This is a genomic window from Devosia sp. (assembly GCF_017307565.1).
Taxonomy (GTDB): Bacteria; Pseudomonadota; Alphaproteobacteria; order Rhizobiales; family Devosiaceae; genus Devosia.
The window spans coordinates 1-18,901 of sequence record NZ_JAFKHD010000341.1; the positions used below are offsets into that span (position 1 = coordinate 1).

The window sequence follows — 18,901 nt, forward strand, 5'->3', positions numbered from 1 at the left end:
GGTTCTGGGCTGGGATGACGTGGTAAAGCTCTGGCCCGACCTTGAGGATATTCCCGAAGCTGTTCGGGAGCAGCTGGGCATCGATGCGCAATATGCCGTCTACCTCGACCGGCAGCAGTCGGACATTGAAAGCATGCGGCGCGATGAGCAGCGACAGATTCCGGATGACCTCGACTACCAAGCCATTCCCGGACTTTCGATGGAACTGCGGCAGAAGTTGAGCCAGTTCCGACCGCAGACTATTGCGCAGGCCCAGGCTATGGATGGCATGACACCAGCCGCCGTTACGCTTTTGCTGGCGGTGATACGTCGTGGCGATATTCGGAAGGCCGGTTGATGGCGGACTACAAAGCGATTGCGCCATACGCGGCGCATTTTGGTCGCTCGTTGGAAGCGGTCGGCCGAGATCTGGAATCCTATGCTGCATTGCTGAAGAAGTGGCAGGCAGTTCAGAATCTTGTTTCACGTGAAACGTTGGGAGCAATCTGGGAACGGCATTTTGCGGACAGCTTGCAGGTTTTGTCGCTGCTTTCGCCTGAAGATCGGGAATTTCTTGATCTCGGGAGCGGGGGCGGATTTCCGGCTTTGCCTCTAGCAATCGCCAGCAAGGGGCTTGATCGCCATTTTGTTCTGGTGGAGCCCACGGCCCGAAAGGTCAGTTTCCTGCGGACCGTGGCGCGGGAGCTTGATCTCAATGTGACGGTCATCGGCCGGCGCAGCGACGAGATTGATTCACGTGAAACACCGGAACCGGACGTGATCACCTCCCGCGCCCTGGCGGCTTTGCCGCTTCTCTGCGATTGGGTGGCACCGTTTTTCGCTGTAAAAACAAGGGCCGTCCTGCATAAGGGGCGGGAACATGTTGATGAACTCACGGAATCGGGTGCGCTTTGGCACTATGACGTGGTAGTAAACAAGAGTGACACTGATCCGGGCGGCGTGATCTTGACGATCACAAATCTCAAAAGAAAATCAGCGTCTTAGCGGCACAACTGGAGGCCTTCTCTTTGGCACCCCGTATCCTGACCCTGGCAAATCAAAAAGGTGGCGTCGGCAAGACGACCACTGCGATCAATCTGGCGACGGCGCTTGCGGCCATTGGCGAGCGCGTGCTGATTGTCGATCTCGACCCGCAAGGCAATGCCTCGACGGGTCTTGGCATTTCTCGCGACGATCGCGAAGTCTCGTCTTATGACGTGCTGGTTGGCGAAGCCAGTGTCGCCGAAGCCGCCATCATGACGAGCGTGCCGAACGTCGCCATTATCCCGTCCACGATGGATCTTCTTGGCGTCGAGCTGACCATTGCGGGTCAAGCCGACCGCGCGTTCAAGCTTCGCGACGCTTTTAAGCAGCTGTCTGACCTGCGGATCAACGATCAGGCGGTGAGCTATATCCTCATCGATTGCCCGCCGTCGCTGAATCTGCTCACCGTCAATTCACTGGTTGCAGCCGATGCCGTATTGGTGCCGCTGCAGTGCGAATTCTTTGCACTCGAAGGTCTTAGCCAGTTGCTGCAGACCATTGAGCAGATCCGGTCTACGCTCAATCCGCGCCTCTCTATCCAGGGCGTGGTGATGACCATGTTCGACAAGCGCAATAATCTCAGCGAGCAGGTGCTTGCCGACGTGCGCAGTGAAATGGGCGACCTGGTCTATGACACGGTCATCCCGCGCAATGTACGGCTTTCCGAAGCGCCCTCCTATGGCAAGCCGGCTTTGCTTTACGATCTGAAATGCGCGGGTAGCCAGGCCTATTTGCGCCTTGCCACCGAAGTCATCCGCCGCGAGCGGCGGCTGGTTGCAGCCTAGGAGTTCTAGAATGAACGACAAACCCACACGTCTTGGCCGGGGTCTGGCTGCACTGATTGGCGATATGGCGTCTCTGGAAGCCGCCCGCGTCACCGATACGGGTTCGGCCGGCAAACGCTTGCCCGTTGATTTCATCATTGCCAACCGCGCCAATCCGCGACGCACATTCGATCCGGATCAGCTCGAAGAGCTGACCAATTCGATTCGCGAAAAGGGCGTTATGTCGCCGCTGCTGGTGCGGCCGACGGATGACCCGAATATTTTCGAGCTAATCGCCGGTGAACGCCGCTGGCGTGCCTCGCAGAAGGCAGGCCTTCACGACGTTCCGGTCATCATCCGCGAGGTTGATGACAAGGAAGCGCTCGAGCTCGCGATCATCGAGAACGTGCAGCGTGCCGACCTTAATCCGCTCGAAGAGGCCATGGGTTATGGCCAGCTCATCGAACAGTTCGAATATACCCAGCAGGATCTGGCGCAGGTGATCGGCAAGAGCCGTTCGCATGTGGCCAATACGCTACGCTTGTTGAAACTGCCCGAAGATGTGCGTGGGATGGTCTCGAGCGGTACGCTGACGGCCGGTCATGCGCGTACGCTCATCACGGTTGAAGACCCGTCGGGCCTGGCGCGGCAGATCGTCGATAAGGGGCTTTCGGTGCGTGAGGCAGAGGCGCTGAGCCAGCAGCGTGACGTGCCGGCGCGGAAAGTGCCGGTTGCCGAGCCGGCTCGCGATGCCGATACGGTGGCGCTGGAGCGCCGTCTGTCCGATGTCCTGGGACTGTCGGTGTCGCTGAACCATTCCGAGCGGGGTGGAAGGGTGGAAATCCGCTACAAGACGCTCGAGCAGCTTGATGCTCTGTGTCTCAAGCTCACTGGGCAGCATAATTAGGCTGCTCAGGATAGCGAAATGAAGAAGGCCCCGACGCGAGTAGGGGCCTTTATTTTTGCCGTTTTATGCAATGATCCACGTGAAACACGTTTGAGATCAATGCGTTGCGGCCATCATGCAGAGGGCGAGGGTAGTTCGGTGTAGAATCGCGGTCGCCAAAGCCGGCTTGCGGCGGCTGTCGCTGGTGGCTTGCAGCAGGCGGTCCGAAGCCTGGGCGAGGGCGGGATCGGTCCAGAGGCGGAGCTGCTGCTCTAGCTGGCCGATGCGCGAAAAGTGGGGTTTGGGTTTGACGTTGTCGAGCACCGTGCGAGCGCTCTTGCCGCCGTCCACTTCCACGCGCCAGCGACGGAGGTTGGCAAAGTGATTGGTGAGCATCGCCAGGAGCTGTTGGGGGTTCACTGACGAGGATAGAGCCCGGTTGAGGGCCATTTCGAGCTTTTCCGCATGACCGCCGCCAGTGGCGTCGAGAATGGCGTCAATGGCCAAGGCGCCGTTATCGGCGCAAAGGGTGAGGACGTCTTCGCGGGTCAGGGATTTGGTGCTGGCGGCGAAAAGCGTCAGCTTTTCGAGCTCGCGGCGAGTAATTTCGCGGTCATTGCCGAGAATTTCGCGCAGGGTTGGAACGACGTCGGAATCCACGCGAATGCCGGCCTGATTGAAGGTTTCCCGCATCAGATTGGTCAGCGTTTCGTCGGTGTCGGGATAGCAGGGCAGGGCGCGGCCGAGTTTTGCCGCCTCCACCAGGGCGCGGAGGGCATCGCGTGGCGCCAGATTGCCGGCTTCGAGCACGATGGCGGTGCCGCCGGGATCGTCGCGCAGCTCGGTGAGCGGCATGACGAGGCTTTTGCTGGCGTTTCGCACGCGAATGATCCGCTTGCCGCCGAACAGCGAGATGCTGCGGGCTTCCGTTATCAGGCGCCCGGGTTCGGTATCGAGTTCGGGGCCATCGAAGATGAAAACGTCTGCAGAAGCAGGGTCTTCGCCGCTCAGATAGCGAATCAGGCGCTGTGCGGTTTCTCGCACGAGACCACCATCCGGACCATAGGCCAGAAAAATGCCTTCGGTGAGGTCCGGACGCGCCAGAAAGCGCTGGACCTCATGTGCCTTGAGTGCGGTCATCCCTTGGCGAGGGCCGCCAGAACGGCGAGGCGAAGCGATTCAGCAACGGAGCGCGCTGCCCGCTCCTGGGCCTCGATCATCGCGGCTTCGTCGGCCAGGACCTGCCCGCTACGCGTGTGCTGTGCCTTTGCCGTGCGGGTAATGGTGATCGGCTTGGTATCAACGCCGTCGCGCGGGGTAATGGTGAGGGTTGCCGTTACCGTCATTTCGCGCGGCTTGTTGGGATTGGCCGTGGCGCTGAGATAGGGCTCGGCGGCGCTGGTCGACACTTTTGCGGTGATCAGCGGGGCGGTCGGCGAGGTGGTCTTGCCGAGGCGGAAGGACAGTTCCTGATAGACGATCTGCTCCAGCCGCGTCGTTGGCTCGGCGTAGGCGAGCTGCAGCTGCGGGTTTTCCGCCAGCCGGCCTGAATAGACCGGCTGGAAGGAACAGGCCCCCAGCCCGGCCGAAACCAGGGCAAGGGGAACGATCAGGGCAAGGCGCTTCAGCCTAGATGACAACATTGACGATCCTATCCTGGACCACGACGATTTTCTTGGGTGCCTTGCCGTCCAGAATGCGGACAACTTCGTCGAGTGACAAGACGCGTTCTTCAACTTCTGCGGCAGGAAGGCCCTTGGGCACCGTGATTTCGCTGCGGCGCTTGCCATTGATCTGAATGGGCAGGGTCACTTCGTCATCGACCAGCAGTGCCGGATCGACCGCAGGCCAGCTGGCATCAGCCACCAGGCCGGACTTTCCGAGCAGTTCCCAGCAGGCTTCCGAGAGGTGCGGCATCATGGGGCTGAGAAGAATCGTCAGGCTTTCAACGCCTTCTGCGAGCGCGGCCTGCAGGGCGGGACCCAGATTGTTGCCCAGGGCCTTGGTGAGGGCGTTGGTCAGTTCGTAAATCTGGGCGACGGCGCGGTTGAAGCGCAGGCCTTCGATGTCCTGGGCGATGCCATGGACCGAGCGATGGATGATCCGGCGCAGGGCCAAGGCATCGGCTGCATCGTTCTGAGAAACAGTCTCAGAAGACTGTTTCGAAATTTCGATCGCTTCATTGACCAAACGCCACACGCGCTGCTGGAAACGACTGGCGCCTTCGACGCCGGCTTCGGTCCATTGTACGTCGCGTTCCGGCGGCGAATCCGAGAGCATGAACCAGCGGGCGGTATCGGCCCCATAAGTGCCAACGATCTCATCTGGATCGACGACGTTCTTCTTGGACTTGCTCATCTTTTCGACCGAACCGATGCTCACGGGCGCACCGGTCTTGAGGTCGCGGGCGGTGCGGGTGTCGCCAGAGGTCTCGATGACGATGTCGGTGGGGTTCACCCAATCACCGGCTTCGGACTTGTAGGTCTCATGCGTGACCATGCCCTGGGTGAAGAGGCCCTTGAACGGTTCGCTGATATCGACATGCCCGGTCGCCTTCATGGCGCGGGTGAAGAAGCGCGAATAGAGCAGGTGCAAAATCGCGTGCTCGACACCGCCGATATACTGGTCGACCGGCAGCCAGCGATTGGCGACGGCCGGAATGGTCGGCGTATCGGCATGGGGTGCAGTGAAGCGCGCGAAATACCAAGAACTATCGACAAAGGTGTCCATGGTGTCGGTTTCACGGCGCGCCGAAGCGCCGCACTGCGGGCAGTGGACGTGCTTCCAGGTCGGATGGTGGTCGAGCGCATTGCCCGGCTTGTCGAAAGTGACGTCGTCGGGCAGGCGGACCGGCAGGTCCTTCTTCGGCACAGGAATGGTGCCGCAGACTTCGCAGTGGATGACCGGGATCGGGCAGCCCCAATAGCGCTGGCGCGAAATGCCCCAGTCGCGGAGGCGGTAGTTCACTTCCACCTTGCCCTGCGGCTTGCCGTCGACCGTGCGGGCACCAAAATGCTCGGCGATCTTCTTCTTGGCGTCGTCGATGGAGAGGCCGTCGAGGAAACCGGAATTAAAAATGTTGCCAGCGTCAACATAGGCTTCGTCGCCGACTTCGAAGGTTGCCGGGTCGGCGCCCTGCGGTAGCACGACGGGGATGACGGAAAGGCCATATTTGCGGGCGAGGTCGAGGTCGCGCTGATCGTGCGCCGGGCAGCCGAAAATGGCACCGGTGCCATAATCCATGAGGATGAAATTGGCGACATAGACCGGCAGCGTCTGGCCTTCGATAACCGGGTGCTTGACGCGGAGACCGGTATCAAAACCCTGCTTTTCGGCCTTTTCCAGCGTTTCCGTCGCCGTGCCGTGGCGATGGCATTCGGCAACGAATTCGGCCAGACCAAGATTGTTAGCAGCCAAAGCAGTCGTCAGCGGATGGTCGGGCGAAAGGCCGACGAAGGAGGCGCCGAAAATGGTGTCGGGGCGCGTGGTGAAGACTTCGATGCTGGTGGCATCGGTCTTGTCACTGGGAGCCAGTTCGAACAGCAGGCGCAGGCCTTCGGACTTGCCGATCCAATTGCGCTGCATGGTGCGGACTTTTTCTGGCCACTCGGTCAGGGTGTCGAGAGCTTCAAGCAGGTCTTCGGCAAAATCGGAAATCTTGAAGAACCACTGGGTCAGCTCGCGCTGTTCCACGACAGCGCCGGAGCGCCAGCCCTTGCCATCTATGACCTGCTCATTGGCGAGCACGGTCATGTCGACCGGGTCCCAGTTCACCTTGGAGTTCTTACGGGTGATCAGGCCCGCTTCGAGCATGTCGATGAACAGCGCCTGCTGGTGCTGGTAATATTCGGGCGAGCAGGTGGCGAATTCACGGGTCCAGTCGATGGACAGGCCCATCGATTTCAGCTGGGCCTTCATCGCCTCGATGTTCTGGTAGGTCCAGGTGCCCGGATGGGTCTTGCGCTCGATGGCGGCGTTTTCGGCCGGCAGGCCAAAGGCGTCCCAGCCCATGGGGTGCAACACATTGCGGCCGCGGGCGCGATAGTAGCGCGCCACGACATCGCCCATGGAATAGTTGCGCACGTGGCCCATATGGATGCGCCCCGACGGGTAGGGGAACATTTCTAGGACGTAGTAGGGCTCGCGCGGATCGTCATTGGCGGTGACAAAGCTCTTCGCATCGTCCCAGATCTTCTGCCATTTCGGTTCGCTTTCGCGCGGATTGTAGCGTTCGCCGCTCACTTGCTCGTCCTTGAAAATTTGTCTACCGGATGCGCTGCCAAGACCTGCAAGGGCCGGCCCAGCTTGCGCTTTTCGGGGATTTTGGCTACCGGACCATCACCAGAAATCCCCCTCAAGGTCAACAGAAACGGGGCCTTCTCATGGCCGATCACGTCAACAGCGCCCACGTGGCGCTCGACTACATCAGAACTCGCATGGAAAACGCCCGGCGCCGTTTCGGTGCGCCCCCTGAAACGGTCGAGCTTGTCGCTGTCTCGAAGACGTTTGATGCCGAGGCGGTGCGGCCCTTTCTCGAGGCCGGGCAGCGCGTTTTTGGCGAGAATCGCGTGCAGGAGGCCAAGGAAAAGTGGCCCGGGCTGCGCGCGGTTTTTTCTGATGTCACGCTGCACCTGATCGGGCCGCTGCAGACCAACAAGGCGCGTGAAGCGGTGGCGCTGTTCGATGTCATCGAGACGGTCGATCGCGAAAAGCTCGCCGGTGTTCTGGCCGAGGAAATGCAGCGGGCCGGCAAGCGCCTGCCGTGCTTCGTGCAGGTCAATATCGGCGGCGAGGAGCAGAAGGCCGGGATCCCCATCGACGAGACGGTCGAGTTCGTTCGACGCTGCCGTGAGGTCCACGGGCTCGATATCGTGGGGCTGATGTGCATTCCGCCCGATGGCCAGCCGGCCGGGCCCTATTTTGCTCATCTATCGGCGTTGGCGAAGCAGGCGGGGGTCGCAAAACTCTCCATGGGCATGAGCGGGGATTTCGAGACCGCTATTGCCATGGGTGCGACCCATGTCCGGGTGGGCTCGGCGCTCTTTGGCCGGCGCGCTGTCGCGGCACAATAAGGTCTTTGTCGCTGCAACTTTTTCCAATGAGCTGGCGTTTCTCAAAGCCGAATAACGTCGATGTGATTGGCAGGCCGAAAACAGGTCGCAATGATGTGATTTTGGTCGGCCAAATGGAAAAATCCGGAGATGGCAATGAATAAGCGACGCATCCTTGTTGTGGACGACGATGCGGACCTGCGCGAAACCTTGGTCGACCAGCTCAAGGGTCAGCCCGAATTCGACATCGTCGAAGCCGGAACCGCCGGCGAGGCGCTGAAAGCCCTGCGGGAAAGCAATGTCGAGCTGACCATCCTCGATGTTGGCCTCCCGGATATGGACGGCCGCGACGCCGTCAAGCAGATGCGCCAGGAGGGTTTTAAGAGCCCGGTGCTGATGCTGACCGGGCACGATACCGAGGCAGACGAGATCAAGGGCCTTGATTCGGGCGCCAATGACTATCTGACCAAACCTTTCCGCTTTCCGGTGCTGCTCGCCCGCATCAATGCGGCGCTGCGCCAGCATGACCAGAGCGAGGACGCGGTTTTCACTATCGGCCAGTACAATTTCCAGCCGGCGGCCAAGATGCTGGAAACCAGTGACGGCACCAAGGTGCGGCTGACGGACAAGGAAACTTCGATCCTGAAGTATCTTTACCGCCAGGGCCCCAAGACCATCACGCGCGATGTGCTGCTCAAGGAAGTCTGGGGTTATAACAACCGGGTGACCACGCACACGCTTGAGACCCATATCTACCGCCTGCGTCAGAAGATCGAGCGCGATCCCTCCAATGCACGGCTTCTGGTGACGGAAGACGGGGGATATCGCCTCGTTCCCTAATCATCCGCGTCTGGGGTGTTCATTCCGAGGAAAAACTGCCCTATAGACAGAAGCGTTGACCCGCCGGAAACTTTTCGGCGGGCAGGGCGCATTTGGGTCTGTGGCGATGAGAATGGACGACGCGGCCGCCATTCTGGCGCGGGCCGACTTTTTCATGATGTGCGATGACGAGCAGCGGCGGATGCTGGGCTTTGCCAGTGATCGCCGTCATGTCGAAGCAGACGAGATCATCTACAAGGCCGGTGATGTGCCCGAGGGTGCCTATGTTCTCATTGAAGGCACGCTCAAGGCGCGCAATGAGGGCGTCGAGGCCGGCAAGCCCTATGCCCTCTCCGAGCCGGGCAGCATCATTTCGCCCATGGCGCTGATTCTCGACAAACCGCGGCCGGTGACCATTACTGCAGTGACCGATTGCGAGCTGCTTTTCGTGCCGCGGGCGGCTTTTCTCAAGCTTGTGCGGCAATATCCTGAGCTGGCTCAGAAAGCGGCGCAAAGGATCGAGCGCGAGCTGAATGGCTATCTCAACGCGCTTGATCCGCTGAAGCGCAAGATGAAGTCGAAGTAGCTTTGCCAGTCCGGCGCCGTGTCATCTCCGCGAAAGCGGGGATTTTTGCTTAGAGCGCCAGAAACCGAGATTCCTGCTTTCGCGGGAATGACACCGTGGGTGCGGAAGCCTCAGGGCTTCGCGAACCGTGCAATCACCGGCACGTGGTCCGAGGGCTTGTCGGTCCAGCCGCGGGCGGGGCGGATGATTTCGGCCCCAATAGAGCGTTCGGCGAGGTCGGCGGTGGACCAGATGTGGTCAAGGCGGCGGCCCTTGTCGGCGGCGTTCCAGTCGGCGCTGCGATAGCTCCACCAGGAATAGAGCTTCTGGTCGTAGGGCACGTGCTTGCGCACCAGATCGACCCAGCCATGGCCGCCGGTGAGCAGGCCGTTGAGCGCTTCGGTTTCGACCGGGGTGTGGCTGACGATCTTGAGGAGCTGCTTGTGGCTCCAGACGTCGTTCTCGTGCGGAGCGATGTTGAAATCGCCGGCAATCAGGTGTCCGCGCTGGAAGATCGGCTCGTTGAACCAGGTCTTCAGCTCCGAGAGGAACCCCAGCTTGTGCTTGAATTTGGGGTTGATCTCGGGATCGGGCTCATCGCCGCCGGCCGGGATGTAGAAATTGTGCAGCGTGAACGGGCCGTGCCCCATATCGACCAGCGCCGAGATGTGGCGTGATTCGGGGATCTCGCAGAAAACGCGACTTGAAATGTCGGTCAGCGGGAATTTCGAGACGACAGCAACCCCGTGATAGCCCTTCTGCCCATGCACAGCCATGTGCGGATAGCCGTTCTCGATGAAGGCATTCCGCGGGAACTGGTCATTGGTGCACTTGATCTCCTGCAGCATCAGCACGTCGGGCTGATACTGGCGCAGAAAGTCCAGCACCATGTCGAGGCGCAGGCGAACCGAATTGATGTTCCAGGTGACGACAGAGAGGGTCATGGGGAGATCCGGGTTGGTGCGGGCTTGGGGGCCGAGGCACTTTTGGACCAAGCCGGGCCGGGGGTAAAGCCGGAAATGGCAGGGCAGGGTGGACTGCTGACGTTGGGTGTCAGGGGCTCGACGTTCCACGTGAATCAACAAAAAAAGCCCGACCTTGCGGCCGGGCTTCAATCTTGAACGCTAGCCTGAGCTTATTCGCTCTTGGCTTCGCCTTCAGCGCTGGCTGCGGCAGCGGCTACTGCTGCGGCTTCCGCGTCCTTGGCAGCCTGTTCGGCGGCAAAGGCTTCGGCAGCGGCGATCTTTTCAGCTTCGCGAGCTTCGCGGGCGGCCAGGGCAGCTTCGCGTTCGCCAGCTTCGATCTTGCGGGTACGAGCGTTGGTCGATTCGAAAATACGAGCCGACTTACCGCGACGATCACGCAGGTAGTAGAGCTTGGCGCGACGGACCTTACCGCGCTTGATCACTTCGATAGAAGCGATGTTGGGCGAGTGGATCGGGAAAACGCGTTCCACGCCTTCGCCGTACGAAATCTTGCGCACGGTGAAGCTTTCCATGATGCCGCCGCCGGAGCGGGCGATCACCACGCCTTCATAGGCCTGGAGACGTTCCTTGTCGCCTTCGCGAATCTTGACCCACACCTTGACGGTATCGCCATGGGTGAATTCCGGGAGTTCGCGCTTGCTGGTCTGCAGGGCGACCTGTTCGGCCTCCAACTGCTCGATAATCTTGCTCATTTTCGATCCGTTCTGATCTTTTCTAGGAGCGACTCTGTGCGGACCCCGGAGGGTCCCGTCGCCCGGTCTTGGTTTTTTACGGAGGGTAGTCTTTTTGGTCTTCTCGCCCGTCGGGTCCGACCCCGAGCGTACGAATGGGCGGCTCATAGGGTAAAACGCTCGGAGAGTCCAGCGTTTTGGGTCTTTTGGCCGTCAGTCCTTCATGAGGTCTGGCCGCCGGGCCCGCGTCAGGGCCAGTGACTGCTCGTGACGCCACCTGGCGATCCTGGCGTGGTCGCCTGAGGTCAGCACTGCGGGGATATCGGTGCCTTCAAAGGTCTGGGGCCGGGTATAGTGGGGATATTCCAGAAGTCCATTCTCAAAACTTTCCTCGTCGCGGCTGTCCAGTGCGCCGAGAACGCCGGGAATGAGACGGACCACAGCTTCGAGCAGCACCATGGCGGCGACTTCGCCGCCGGCAAGAACATAGTCGCCTATGGAAATTTCCTCGAGATTTCGCGAGTCGATGACGCGCTGGTCGACCCCTTCGAAGCGGCCGCAGACGATGACTGCGCCGGGGCCGATAGCGAGCTCATGGGCGCGGGCCTGGGTCAGCGGCTTTCCGCGCGGCGACATGAGGATGCGCGGGCGCGGATCATCGGCGGGTGCCACGGTGTCTATGGCTTTGGCGAGGATATCGGGCTTCAACACCATGCCGGCGCCGCCGCCCGAGGGCGTGTCGTCGACCGTGCGGTGCTTGTCGGTGGCAAAGTCCCGCAGGTGGTTGGCCCGTAGCGTCCAGAGGCCATCGGCCATGCCGCGGCCCAGCACGGAGGCGCCGAGCGGCCCCGGGAACAGATCGGGGAAGAGGGTGATGATATCGGCCGAGAACATGGGTCTATCCGCTCAGTCCGGCTCTTCCTCGCCCGGGTCGGCCTCGATCGGCGGAACGATGACGAGAAAACCCTCGGCGATGCGAATGGTGGGAACCACGGCCTTGCTGAAGGGATAGAGGAAAGTGTCGCCCGAGCGCGGGTCGCGCACTTCGATGAGGTCGCCGGCGCCGTAATTGAGAAGGGCCGAGACCGCACCGATGCTGACGCCCGTATCGAGCCGGGCATCAAGGCCGATGAGGTCGGCGTGATAGAAATCGTCCTCGTCGTCCGGATCGGGCAGGCGGCTACGGTCGATGAACAGGGAAACGCCATTGAGGCGCTCGGCGTCGTCGCGATCGCGCACGTCCTTGAGGCGGGCGACCAGCACGTTCTTGTTGAGGCGCGCGGTCTCGATGGTGACCGTCAGGCCCTCGCGGTCGGTATCGAGCGGGCCGTAGCTGGCAATGGCTTCGGGGTCGCCGGTAAAGGTGGTGATGCGCACTTCACCCTTGATGCCGTGAGCGGCGCCGATCTTGCCCATCAGAATACGGTTGTCTGGCGCTGCCATTTTTATTCCTTCGTTCCTTGTCCGCCGCGGCGCGAACAGAAGGGACAATTAGCAGGCTTGGGCTTTCGCGCAAACGGTGTGGCGCAAGACGGGAACCTTGTGTGGGATCGGGCTTTCTTCTGGCAAGTCGATCCCCAGGAGAAGCGTCATGTCGAGAATTCTTACCGATCGCCAGGCCATCCGCGAATGGGCGGAAGCACGCGGCGGCAATCCCGTGATGATGGATACGCCGGATGGCACCGGTTTTCGCACCATTTTGCAGCTTACCTTCGGGCAGGACGCGCTCAATGCCGAGGGCAATGAGGGCCCCGACCGCATCGATGGCTTTCAGCTGGTGAGCTGGGAAGAATGGTTTGCCGCGCTCGAGCAGGGCAGGCTGGCCATCGAGGTTTCCGACGATCCGGCGGGCGGCAATGAGGCGGAGTTCACCTTCGTGCCGCGCGACTAGCCGGCTCGCCGGGACGTTTCACGTGAATCCATGACCGCCGAGGGCAGGTGGGCGCGGCACCGCGCCCGCCATTCGGGCGCTTACAAGCCACCCATCTGGCAGAGCAGCTTCCACTCTTCTTCGCTGACCTTTGACACCGAAAGGCGCGAGAGCTTGACCAGTTCGAGATTGCCGAGGGCTTCGGTCGCCTTGATCTCGGCCAGGGTCACCGGGCGGGCGAAGGGTTTTACCGACTGCACGTCGACGCATTCCCACACCACTTCGCCCTTGGCGTTCAGCTCACCCGTCGAATCGGGGTGAGCCTTGGCCACGATCTTCATGATGCCGACGATCTCCTTGCCGATATTGGAGTGGTAGAAGAAGGCCTCTTCGCCCACTTCCATCGCCTTCATATTGTTGCGCGCCGCATAGTTGCGCACGCCGTGCCACTCCTCGACTTCGCCGCGACCGGTTTTGGCAATGAGGTCGTCAAACGAGAAGACGTCGGGTTCCGATTTCATCAGCCAATAGGCCATGGTTCAAAGCTCCGCTGACGTGTTGTTGATGGCGATGCGCCAGCGCTTCACTTCATAGCTGGAAAAGACACCGGCAGGCACGAAGGGGTCGGCGGCAGCCAGGGCTTCGGCTTCGGCTAGGTCCGCGGCTTCAAAGATCACGATCGAGCCTTCCGGCTGCTCTTCGGCATTGAGCAGGGCACCGGCAAAGACCAGCTTCTTGCCCAGCGACTTCAGGTGCTCGAGATGCACCGGGCGGGTGTCGAGGCGGGTCTGCAGCGCGCCGGGCGCGTCCTTGGCGATCATGGCGTAGAGCATCGTGTCAGTGTTCCCTCTTGAGCGGGCGGGACATCAGGCCCGCGACTATGGTGGCGATATCGGCGCGCCCGGCGACGAAGGCGTCGACCGCCTCGATCAGGGGCGCATCGACATCAAGGCTTCTGGCAAGGGCGGCCGCGACCGGCGCGGTGGCCACGCCCTCGGCCAGCTTGGCGCCGCCCGCCAGAATATCGGCGGTGCGCCGGCCGGCCCCGAGCGCCATGCCGAACTGATAGTTTCGCGACTGCACCGAGGTGCAGGTCAGGGTGAGGTCGCCGAGCCCGGCAAGGCCGGTCAGTGTATGGGCCGAGCCACCGAGGGCATGGACCATGCGCGCCAATTCGGCATAGCCGCGGGCAATCAGGGCGGAGCGCGCCGAGGCGCCGAGATTTGCGCCTTCAACTGCGCCGCAGGCGAGGGCATAGACGTTCTTGAGCGCCCCGGCGATTTCGACGCCGATGCGGTCGTCGGCGGCATAGGGGCGGAAACTGGGACCGGCGAGGGCGGTTGCGAGGGCCGAGGTGGCGCTGGCGTCGTCGCCGGCAAGGGTCACGGCCGTCGGTCGCCCGGCGGCGACGTCGGCGGCAAAGCTCGGCCCCGAAAGCACGTAGCCGATAGCGGCGGGCGCCATGTCGGCCAGAATTTCGCTCTGGCGGGCGAGGGTGCCGGTTTCGAGGCCCTTTGCCGAAAGCACCACCGGCCGGCCGACCAGCAGTTCCGGATCGAGCGATGTAAGCAGTGTTCGCGTTGCCTGCGCGGGCACGGCGAGAATGAAGATGTCGGCGGGCGCCGGTTCGGTTGCAGCGGTGATGGCGGGCAGCAGCACCTGGCCGGGCAGGGCGGTTTCGTTGATATGGGTTGCGTTGAGGGCTTCGGCCTGAGCGGCGTTGCGCAGCACCAGGGTGACCTCGTGGCCGGCCATGGCTGCGGCCTGCGCCAGGGCGGTGCCCCAGGCGCCGCCCCCCAGAACGGTGACGGTCTCAAGCGCCATGCTTTTTCACCCGCATGTCTTCATCCTGCAAAGGCCAGCGCGGACGCGCGGCGATGGCAAGGCTGTCGGTATCCTCAAGGGCCAGCCGTTCGGCGCCGGCCCAGGCGATCATGGCGCCATTATCGGTACAAAGGGCAATGGGGGGCACGATAAGTTCAGCGCCGAACGCGGTGCAGGGTGCCTGCAGGGCCTCGGCGATGCGCCGATTGGCGGCAACGCCGCCGGCGACGACGAGGCGAATCGGTTCGCCTGGAAATTCGGCTGCAAACTTTTCGAGCGCCTGGCGGGCCCGATGGCCGACGATCTGCGCCACGGTTTCCTGAAAGCTCGCGGCAATATCGGCAACATCCTGATCCGTCAGGGGCGCCAGTGCTTCGGCCTGCAGGCGCACGGCAGTCTTGAGGCCCGAGAAGGAGAAATCGAGACGTTCTTCGCGCAGCAGCGGTTTGGGAAACTTGAAGCGTTTGGGGTCGCCCTCGCGGGCAATGCGCTCGACGGCCGGACCGCCGGGGTGGCCGAGCGATAAAAGTTTCGCGACCTTGTCAAAGGCTTCGCCCAGCGCGTCGTCAATCGTGCCGCCCCAGCGCTCATAGTCGCCGACGCCGCGCACCAGCACGAACTGGCTGTGGCCGCCGGAAACGAGCAGCATCAGGTAGGGAAACTTCACCCCGTTGGTCAGCCGCGCGGTCAAAGCGTGGCCTTCGAGGTGATTAACGGCAATAAGAGGTTTGTCGAGCGAAGCGGCAAGTGCCTTGGCGGTGGTGAGGCCGACGAGCACGCCGCCGATGAGGCCCGGGCCTGCGGTGGCCGCGACCGCGTCAATATCGCGCAGGGCGATGCCGGCCTCCTCGATCGCCTGGGCAATGATGTGGTCGAGCCATTCGACATGGGCGCGTGCGGCGAGCTCTGGCACCACGCCACCAAAGGCGGCATGCTCGTCGAGCTGGCTGCGCACCACGTTGGAACGAATGGTGCCATGGCCGGATTGATCCCGCACCACCACGGATGCGGCGGTTTCATCGCAGCTGGTCTCGATACCCAGAATGATGGCTTGCGCTTGCCCGGTCACGACGAACTGGTCTACTCCCAAGGGTGAGGCGGCGCGAGGCGTCCGCCGCGTTTTCGCTACACTAGGACAGAGCCACAATGCAATCGCCAGCCCCCTTTGCCCGGATCGGAACGCGCGGCAGCCCGCTGGCGATGGCCCAGGCAAAACTGGTGCGCAGCCTGCTGTCCGCAGCGCATGGAGTCAGTGAAGACGATATCGAGATCGATGTGTTCCTGACCGGTGGCGATCGCAGCCAGGACGCCAATCTTTCGCTCGCGACCATTGGCGGCAAGGGCGTCTTCACCAAGGAAATCGACGAGGCGCTGCTTTCGGGGCGCGTCGACATCGGTGTGCATTCAAGCAAGGACGTGGCCACGGGCCTGCCGGCCGGAATGACGCTGGCGGCTTTTCTTGAGCGCGAAGACGTGCGCGACGCTTTTCTCTCCCTCAAGGCACAGAATATCGAGGGGCTGCCGCAGGGCGCGCGCTTCGGCACGTCCTCGATTCGGCGTGCGGCCCAGGCGCTGCGGCTTCGCCCTGACCTTCAGATCGTGCCCTTCCGCGGCAATGTGCATACGCGGTTGCAAAAGCTCGCCGATGATGTCGCCGACGCAACTCTGCTCGCCATGGCCGGGCTCAATCGGCTGGGCGAAGCACACCGCGCCACTGGTGTGCTCGATCGGGATCATTTTATGCCAGCCCCGGCTCAAGGGGCTATCGGGCTTGCCGTCCGCAGCGATGATCGTCGCATGCTTGATGTGATCGCAGCGCTCGATCACGCCCAGACCCACGCCGCCATCACCGCCGAGCGGGCTATGCTGGCCGTGCTCGACGGGTCATGCAGGACGCCGGTTGGCGCCTTGACGACGGGGCAGGGCGCCGGCCTGACGCTGCGCGGGGAAATTCTCAGCCTTGATGGCCAGACGACGTTCCGGGCCGAGGCGAGCGGTAGCGATGCGCAGGCGCTCGGCGAAAAGGTCGGTCGGGCTCTCCTTGATCAGGCAGGTCCGGACTGGCTGAAGCAGTGGATGGCCTAGTCAGATGCGTATGCTCGTCACTCGCCCGCAGCCCGATGCCCAGGCCAGTATCGAACGGCTGGCGGCGCTTGGCATCGACGCGGTGGCGGCGCCGCTGCTGACGCGCGCCACGCTCGATTTTCACCTGCCGGCGGTTTCAGGCTTTGCGGCACTGGCCGTTACCAGCACCAATGCCCTGCGCGCGCTCGAAGAAAAGGGCGTGCACGAAGCCATTCTTCGTCTGCCGGTCTTTGCGGTGGGTGACCGGACCGCGCACGAGGCGCGGGCCCTGGGGTTTGCCGAGGTTCAGAGTGCGGGCGGCACGTTTGAGCGCCTGACGACGATGATGGCGCTCGCCCGTATCGATGGGCCGGTGTTTTATCCCGCCGGCCGGCATCTCAGTGGCGATCTTGCCGGGGCCCTTGCGCCCCATGGCATCATGGTGGTTACGGCGGTGGTTTATGAAATGGTCGCCGAATCACGCTTTCCCGAGGACATGCTGGCAGAACTCGAAAGCGGAGCGCTGCAGGCGGCCCTGGTCTATTCGCGACGTACGGCGGAGATTTTCTGTTCGCTCGTCGGCCCCAACCTCAGCGCGGCAAAAAAGCGCGATCTGGCGCTGATCTGCCTCTCGGAAAATGTCGCGCAGCCCCTGCTCGGCAACCATTTTACCCGCGTACACCTGGCCGACCGGCCGGACGAAGAAGCGATGATGTCCCTGGCGCTGGCTTTTGCCCGCGAGCAATCTGGGTCATGATCGGGCAAGGCAAAAAGGAAGGCACATGGCTGATCCCAAGGACAAGACAAGCGCCGCAACTCCAACCAGCCCTGCCGGCAAGTCCGGCGCGGTAAAGCCGCCGGTGCTCGAGGGCACGGCGCGCCCGGCAGAAACGGCCAAGCCGCAGGCTGCTTCGAAGCCGGAAACTCCGGCAGCAAAGCCCGAATCGACCGCCAGCGCTGCGGCCAAACCCGAATCAAAGCCCGAGACTAAGCCGACCGCGCCCGTCGCGACGACCGAATCGGGTGTGGGGACGGCCTGGCTTGCGGGTCTTGTCGGTGGTGTCGTGGGTCTTGGTGCGGCCTATGGGCTGGCGCTGCTCGGCTATTGGCCGGCCGTCGCGCCGACAACACAACCGGCCGATCCGCGCATTGCGACGGTGTCGGCTGCGGTACCGGAACTTGAAACCGTCACGTCCACCCTTCAGGGCGAACTGGCGCGGCTGACCGCACGGGTTGCCGGGCTCGAGACCAATCCGGGTGCTGCAGCTCCCGCCAGCGATACGGCGGCGTCGAGCCAGTTGGCCGGCGACATTGCCGCCCTGAGCGCGCGGGTCGATGAACTGGGTGCTGCGCCCAGGACCGCGGACGATGCGGCGGCACAGAATGCGGCGGCCATCGCCACGCTCGAAGCGGATCTGGCGGCGCTGCGCCAGGCATCGGCCCAAACCCGCGCCGATCTCGATGGCGTGTCGGCCAAAATGGCGACGCTCGAAACCGATATCAGCAAGGGCTCGGCCGTCGAGGCGGGGCAGCTCAGATTGCCGCTCATCGTTTCGGGCTTTGAAACGGCCTTTGCCACCGGGACGGCATATGATGCTGAAGTGACGGCCCTGCGCCAGGCACTGCCCGATCTCACTATTCCTGAGCCGGTACTGGCCGGCGCCATGACCGGGCTCAAGCGTCCCGACCTTATCGCGCGTGATTTTAACGCCGTGCTGCCCGATATTCTCGCTGGCCGTCCGGTTGGCGCCGATTCAGGCTGGCAGGAAGCGACCTCTGACTGGTTCCGCGGCATCATTGCCCTGCGCCCGACCGAGGCAGTGGAAGGCAACGGCCCCGAAGCCGTGGTCGCGCGCCTTGAAGGCGCTATCGGCCGGGGCGATTTCATCGCCGCAAAAACCGAACTCGACGCCTTGCCGCCCAGCATGCGCAGCGCTGCCGGCGCCGTAGCCGCTGAGATCGGCAACCAGGCTGCCGCCCAGGTGTTCCTGTCCGCGCTGCGTCAGGCCGCGCTCGCCGGGGGGAAAGGCGCATGATCCGTCTCGCGCTCTGGATTATTGGCTCGCTGATCGTGGCGGCGCTGGCGGCATGGCTCATGGCCCTGCCGGGTACGCTGACGCTGGAACTGGCGGGCTATCGCATGCAGCCGCGCCTTGGCACGGCGGTGGTGCTGCTCCTGCTTGCCGCTGCCCTGATCATTTTGGTCTGGGCTGTGCTGCGGCGGATTTTCGGGGCGCCACGGGCCATGGCCCGGCGCCGCGCCACGCGCCGGCGCGAACAGGGCGTCGAAGCCCTCTCCGATGCCGTGATTGCCTTGCAGTCGGGCGATCCCGCCCGGGCGCGATTGCTGGCTCGCGAGGCGCAGGATCTGGCGCGCG

The 18,901-nt window shown here is 62.7% G+C and carries 22 protein-coding genes and 1 pseudogene; 12 read left to right on the forward strand and 11 right to left on the reverse strand.

What is annotated here, in order from left to right; translation table 11 throughout:
* From J0I64_RS13060 to J0I64_RS13075, 4 genes and pseudogenes are all read left to right on the forward strand, one after another.
* Positions 1-337 (forward strand): annotated as a pseudogene (locus J0I64_RS13060) (tRNA uridine-5-carboxymethylaminomethyl(34) synthesis enzyme MnmG); the annotation flags it as partial.
* A complete protein-coding gene (gene rsmG / locus J0I64_RS13065) occupies positions 337-984 on the forward strand; it encodes a 16S rRNA (guanine(527)-N(7))-methyltransferase RsmG (RefSeq protein ID WP_291408891.1) in 648 nt (215 codons plus the stop codon). The pseudogene J0I64_RS13060 and the gene rsmG, both read left to right, overlap by 1 nt.
* Before the next feature lie 23 nt (positions 985-1,007).
* The gene (locus J0I64_RS13070; protein ID WP_291408893.1) at positions 1,008-1,808 is read left to right on the forward strand and encodes a ParA family protein; all 801 of its coding nucleotides are present in this window, start codon (positions 1,008-1,010) and stop codon (positions 1,806-1,808) included.
* Between the two features lie 10 nt (positions 1,809-1,818).
* The gene (locus J0I64_RS13075) at positions 1,819-2,694 is read left to right on the forward strand and encodes a ParB/RepB/Spo0J family partition protein (protein ID WP_291408896.1); all 876 of its coding nucleotides are present in this window, start codon (positions 1,819-1,821) and stop codon (positions 2,692-2,694) included.
* Positions 2,695-2,790: 96 nt separating this feature from the next.
* On the opposite strand, the gene holA is transcribed toward J0I64_RS13075, so the two are convergent.
* Genes holA through leuS form a run of 3 tightly spaced genes read right to left on the reverse strand, consistent with a single transcriptional unit; the run spans position 2,791 to position 6,915 of the window.
* Positions 2,791-3,813: a DNA polymerase III subunit delta gene (gene holA / locus J0I64_RS13080; RefSeq protein ID WP_291408898.1), complete on the reverse strand. Its 1,023-nt coding sequence runs from the start codon at positions 3,811-3,813 to the stop codon at positions 2,791-2,793.
* The gene (lptE, locus tag J0I64_RS13085; protein WP_291408900.1) at positions 3,810-4,316 is read right to left on the reverse strand and encodes an LPS assembly lipoprotein LptE; all 507 of its coding nucleotides are present in this window, start codon (positions 4,314-4,316) and stop codon (positions 3,810-3,812) included. The genes holA and lptE overlap by 4 nt, the downstream gene beginning before the upstream one ends.
* Positions 4,303-6,915: a leucine--tRNA ligase gene (gene leuS, locus J0I64_RS13090; RefSeq protein WP_291408902.1), complete on the reverse strand. Its 2,613-nt coding sequence runs from the start codon at positions 6,913-6,915 to the stop codon at positions 4,303-4,305. The genes lptE and leuS overlap by 14 nt, the downstream gene beginning before the upstream one ends.
* A 140-nt stretch (positions 6,916-7,055) precedes the next feature.
* Here leuS and J0I64_RS13095 point away from each other — a divergent pair, with 140 nt between their 5' ends.
* The 3 genes from J0I64_RS13095 to J0I64_RS13105 all read left to right on the forward strand — a co-directional run bounded on the left by J0I64_RS13095 (position 7,056) and on the right by J0I64_RS13105 (position 9,129).
* Positions 7,056-7,745, forward strand: coding sequence for a YggS family pyridoxal phosphate-dependent enzyme (locus J0I64_RS13095; protein ID WP_291408904.1), 690 nt, complete (start codon positions 7,056-7,058; stop codon positions 7,743-7,745).
* A gap of 135 nt (positions 7,746-7,880) precedes the next feature.
* On the forward strand, positions 7,881-8,564 hold the full coding sequence (locus J0I64_RS13100) for a response regulator transcription factor (protein ID WP_291408906.1): 684 nt from the start codon (positions 7,881-7,883) through the stop codon (positions 8,562-8,564).
* A gap of 112 nt (positions 8,565-8,676) precedes the next feature.
* The gene (locus J0I64_RS13105) at positions 8,677-9,129 is read left to right on the forward strand and encodes a Crp/Fnr family transcriptional regulator (RefSeq protein ID WP_291408908.1); all 453 of its coding nucleotides are present in this window, start codon (positions 8,677-8,679) and stop codon (positions 9,127-9,129) included.
* 110 nt (positions 9,130-9,239) lie between these two features.
* Here J0I64_RS13105 and J0I64_RS13110 read toward each other — a convergent pair whose 3' ends face one another.
* The 4 genes from J0I64_RS13110 to rimM all read right to left on the reverse strand — a co-directional run bounded on the left by J0I64_RS13110 (position 9,240) and on the right by rimM (position 12,208).
* The gene (locus J0I64_RS13110; RefSeq protein ID WP_291408910.1) at positions 9,240-10,052 is read right to left on the reverse strand and encodes an exodeoxyribonuclease III; all 813 of its coding nucleotides are present in this window, start codon (positions 10,050-10,052) and stop codon (positions 9,240-9,242) included.
* Between the two features lie 191 nt (positions 10,053-10,243).
* Positions 10,244-10,786, reverse strand: a complete 543-nt coding sequence (rplS, locus tag J0I64_RS13115; protein WP_291408913.1) for a 50S ribosomal protein L19 — start codon at positions 10,784-10,786, stop codon at positions 10,244-10,246.
* Positions 10,787-10,978: 192 nt separating this feature from the next.
* Positions 10,979-11,659 (reverse strand): tRNA (guanosine(37)-N1)-methyltransferase TrmD, encoded by a 681-nt coding sequence (gene trmD, locus J0I64_RS13120; protein WP_291408915.1) that lies wholly within the window; start codon positions 11,657-11,659, stop codon positions 10,979-10,981.
* A gap of 12 nt (positions 11,660-11,671) precedes the next feature.
* Complete coding sequence (gene rimM / locus J0I64_RS13125) at positions 11,672-12,208, reverse strand: ribosome maturation factor RimM (RefSeq protein WP_291408917.1); 537 nt, start codon at positions 12,206-12,208, stop codon at positions 11,672-11,674.
* 148 nt (positions 12,209-12,356) lie between these two features.
* On the opposite strand from rimM, the gene J0I64_RS13130 reads away from it, so the two are divergent.
* Positions 12,357-12,656, forward strand: a complete 300-nt coding sequence (locus J0I64_RS13130) for a hypothetical protein (protein WP_291408919.1) — start codon at positions 12,357-12,359, stop codon at positions 12,654-12,656.
* 80 nt (positions 12,657-12,736) lie between these two features.
* Here the strand turns inward: J0I64_RS13130 and J0I64_RS13135 are convergent, their stop codons facing one another.
* The 4 genes from J0I64_RS13135 to tsaD are packed head-to-tail and all read right to left on the reverse strand — an operon-like array spanning position 12,737 to position 15,507.
* A complete protein-coding gene (locus J0I64_RS13135; protein WP_291408921.1) occupies positions 12,737-13,171 on the reverse strand; it encodes an EVE domain-containing protein in 435 nt (144 codons plus the stop codon).
* A gap of 3 nt (positions 13,172-13,174) precedes the next feature.
* Positions 13,175-13,468 carry a YciI family protein gene (locus J0I64_RS13140; RefSeq protein WP_291408923.1) on the reverse strand — a complete coding sequence of 98 codons (294 nt, stop codon included), beginning with the start codon at positions 13,466-13,468 and terminating at the stop codon, positions 13,175-13,177.
* A gap of 4 nt (positions 13,469-13,472) precedes the next feature.
* Entirely contained in the window at positions 13,473-14,459 is a 987-nt protein-coding gene (locus tag J0I64_RS13145; RefSeq protein WP_291408925.1) for an NAD(P)H-dependent glycerol-3-phosphate dehydrogenase, read from the reverse strand.
* Positions 14,449-15,507: a tRNA (adenosine(37)-N6)-threonylcarbamoyltransferase complex transferase subunit TsaD gene (tsaD, locus tag J0I64_RS13150; RefSeq protein WP_291408936.1), complete on the reverse strand. Its 1,059-nt coding sequence runs from the start codon at positions 15,505-15,507 to the stop codon at positions 14,449-14,451. The genes J0I64_RS13145 and tsaD overlap by 11 nt, the downstream gene beginning before the upstream one ends.
* A 98-nt stretch (positions 15,508-15,605) precedes the next feature.
* Between tsaD and hemC the strand changes: the two genes are divergently transcribed.
* The 4 genes from hemC to J0I64_RS13170 form a co-directional block, all read left to right on the forward strand.
* Positions 15,606-16,544 (forward strand): hydroxymethylbilane synthase, encoded by a 939-nt coding sequence (gene hemC, locus J0I64_RS13155; RefSeq protein WP_291408926.1) that lies wholly within the window; start codon positions 15,606-15,608, stop codon positions 16,542-16,544.
* Positions 16,545-16,548: 4 nt separating this feature from the next.
* A complete protein-coding gene (locus J0I64_RS13160) occupies positions 16,549-17,280 on the forward strand; it encodes a uroporphyrinogen-III synthase (RefSeq protein WP_291408929.1) in 732 nt (243 codons plus the stop codon).
* 25 nt (positions 17,281-17,305) lie between these two features.
* Complete coding sequence (locus tag J0I64_RS13165) at positions 17,306-18,559, forward strand: hypothetical protein (RefSeq protein WP_291408931.1); 1,254 nt, start codon at positions 17,306-17,308, stop codon at positions 18,557-18,559.
* Positions 18,556-18,901, forward strand: a 346-nt coding sequence (locus tag J0I64_RS13170; protein ID WP_291408933.1) for a heme biosynthesis HemY N-terminal domain-containing protein, incomplete at its 3' end; no start/stop codon positions are given. The genes J0I64_RS13165 and J0I64_RS13170, both read left to right, overlap by 4 nt.